Annotated in this window: 3 protein-coding genes; all 3 read right to left on the bottom strand. The window is 69.2% G+C overall.

The features are described 5' to 3' along the window. Positions 1-226: 226 nt before the first annotated feature. Positions 227-685: a DUF488 domain-containing protein gene (locus VFE05_17955; GenBank protein ID HET6231962.1), complete on the bottom strand. Its 459-nt coding sequence runs from the start codon at positions 683-685 to the stop codon at positions 227-229. Between the two features lie 92 nt (positions 686-777). Further along, positions 778-1,098 carry a cupin domain-containing protein gene (locus VFE05_17950; GenBank protein ID HET6231961.1) on the bottom strand — a complete coding sequence of 107 codons (321 nt, stop codon included), beginning with the start codon at positions 1,096-1,098 and terminating at the stop codon, positions 778-780. A 111-nt stretch (positions 1,099-1,209) separates the two neighbouring features. Continuing rightward, complete coding sequence (locus tag VFE05_17945; GenBank protein ID HET6231960.1) at positions 1,210-1,749, bottom strand: GAF domain-containing protein; 540 nt, start codon at positions 1,747-1,749, stop codon at positions 1,210-1,212. Positions 1,750-1,959: the final 210 nt, after the last annotated feature.

The raw sequence follows: 1,959 nt of genomic DNA, 5'->3' as shown, positions 1-1,959 counted from the left end.
GGGTGAAGATCCAAGTGCCTGACCTCCGCCTCCAAGACTATGCGGCCCTCCCCACAGGCACGGCGCTGGAGCGAACTCCCCGCTACGCCGAGCGGAAATGCATCCCGCGTAGCAAATAGTTGGAACAGATGACCTGCGTGTCGTCCCGCCTTTCTGCTACAGGGATGCTCGCCGCACGCATCCATCTAGCGCCTGCCTGCCGGTGGATGCCGATCGGATGCCTCGACTAATCCTCGTCGCGGTCGGGGCGGAGGTGGACGACTTCGGCGGGGGCGAGGGGCTGGAGGGCGGCGGCGACCAGGCTGCGGTGGCAGTGCTCCGGGTCGGCCTCCAGGCAAAGGAGGCACGCGCGGCGGCCGGAGCGGACGATGGAGGCCAGCGTCTCCAGGTCGCCTTGCGCGGCCTCGGTCTGCAGGTGCTCGGCGAAGACGGCGTGCATCTCCGCGTGGTTGCCGGCGCGGGCTGCGGCGCGTCCGTCGGCCGGCGTGCCCAGGCCGCGCAGGTGCAGGTACTCGATCCCCCGCTCGCCGACGTTTGCCGCCAGCTTGGTCTTCGCGAACCCCGGCCGCCGCGAGTTGGCGACGGCGCGCACGTCCACCAGCAGCTCCACCCCCGCCTCCGAGAGCGTGTCGAGGAAGCGCGCGACGGTGGTGTCTTCGTACCCGATGGTGTGGAGGGTCGCCATGCGTCGCTGCTCCGCGTGGGGTGCGTGGGATGCGCGACCGCGCCCGTCCGGCCGGTGCGGCGGACGGGCGAGCGCTCTGCGTGAGGGGTGCGTCAGACCGCCGGCGGGTGCGTGGCCTCGATGGCGGTGAAGCTCTCGATGAACTTGTAGGTGTGCTCGGCGCCCTCGGGCACCACCCACGAGTCGCCCTCCTCCAGCGGCACCACGCTGCCGCTCATGTGCAGCTCGGCGCGCCCCTTCAGCACGTAGCCCACCGTCTCGTAGTTGCGGCGGGACACGGGCTTGGGCTCGCCCGGCATCTCGTTCTCCCACATGCGCATGGCGATGCCGGTGCCGTGGGCCAGGTGCTTCTGGCCGTGCTCGCCCACCGGCGCGCCGGCGGAGCTCACCTTGGTCGCGCTGTTCTCGGTCATGCGTGCGCCTCCGTTCGTGGCCCGCGCCGCCGCCTCCCGGCGAGTGCGGCGCGCGCGGCCCGTGCGTCGCGCCACGGAAAGCACGCTCCGTGCCCATCCCGCGGGCTCCGGTCAGCCCGCGGTGACCACCGGCAGCGGCTCGCGGTCACGCAGCAGGGCGACGATGGCCTCCAGGTACTCCCGATCCACCTCGTCGAACGCCGCGGGGATCGTGCTGTCCACGTCCAGCACGGCGATGAGCGCGCCATCCGTCCCGAACACCGGCACCACAATCTCCGACGCGGACGCGGAGTCGCAGGCGATGTGATCGGGGAAGGCGTTCACGTCGTCGACCACGATGGTGCGCTCCTCGCGCGCGCAGGCGCCACACACGCCGCGGTCGAAGCTGATGGTGAGGCAGCCCATCGTTCCCTGGTACGGACCGACGAGAAGCTCGCGCGCCCCCACGCGACGGTAGAAGCCGGTCCAGAAGTAGTACGGGAACGCGTTGTGGAGCAGGCACGCCACCGTCGCCATGCCCGCCAGCAGGTCGCGCTCGCCGTCCAGCACCGCCACGATCTGCTCGTGCACGGCGGCGTAGCGCTCGCGCTTCGCGTCCGCATCCATCCGCAGCTCGCCCGTCTTGTCCGCCACCAGCGTGTATTCCGCCATGCAGTCCGTTTGTGTAGGAAGTGCTTTAGACAACCTACGCCACCCTAGCGACGAGGTCCAGCTCCCCGCATCAAGTTATGGTTGCACCTTGCTTTCAGGTATATTGCGTACTGAACGCGGGTGTTGTACCCTATTCCTTTCTCGCAGTGTCTGTACATTTGAATGCCCGAGGGGATATGAATGCTGAGCCAACGGTTCCTTCAACCGAAG

It is taken from the genome of Longimicrobiaceae bacterium (assembly GCA_035696245.1).
Classification (GTDB): Bacteria; Gemmatimonadota; Gemmatimonadetes; order Longimicrobiales; family Longimicrobiaceae; genus DASRQW01.
This window is presented reverse-complemented; position numbering and strand designations above follow the sequence as displayed.

Bases quoted from the DNA above. Each gene is read 5' to 3' on its own strand.
- VFE05_17955 (HET6231962.1), bottom strand. From the start codon at position 685: ATGGCGACCCTCCACACCATCGGGTACGAAGACACCACCGTCGCGCGC.
- VFE05_17950 (HET6231961.1), bottom strand. From the start codon at position 1,098: ATGACCGAGAACAGCGCGACCAAGGTGAGCTCCGCCGGCGCGCCGGTG.
- VFE05_17945 (HET6231960.1), bottom strand. From the start codon at position 1,749: ATGGCGGAATACACGCTGGTGGCGGACAAGACGGGCGAGCTGCGGATG.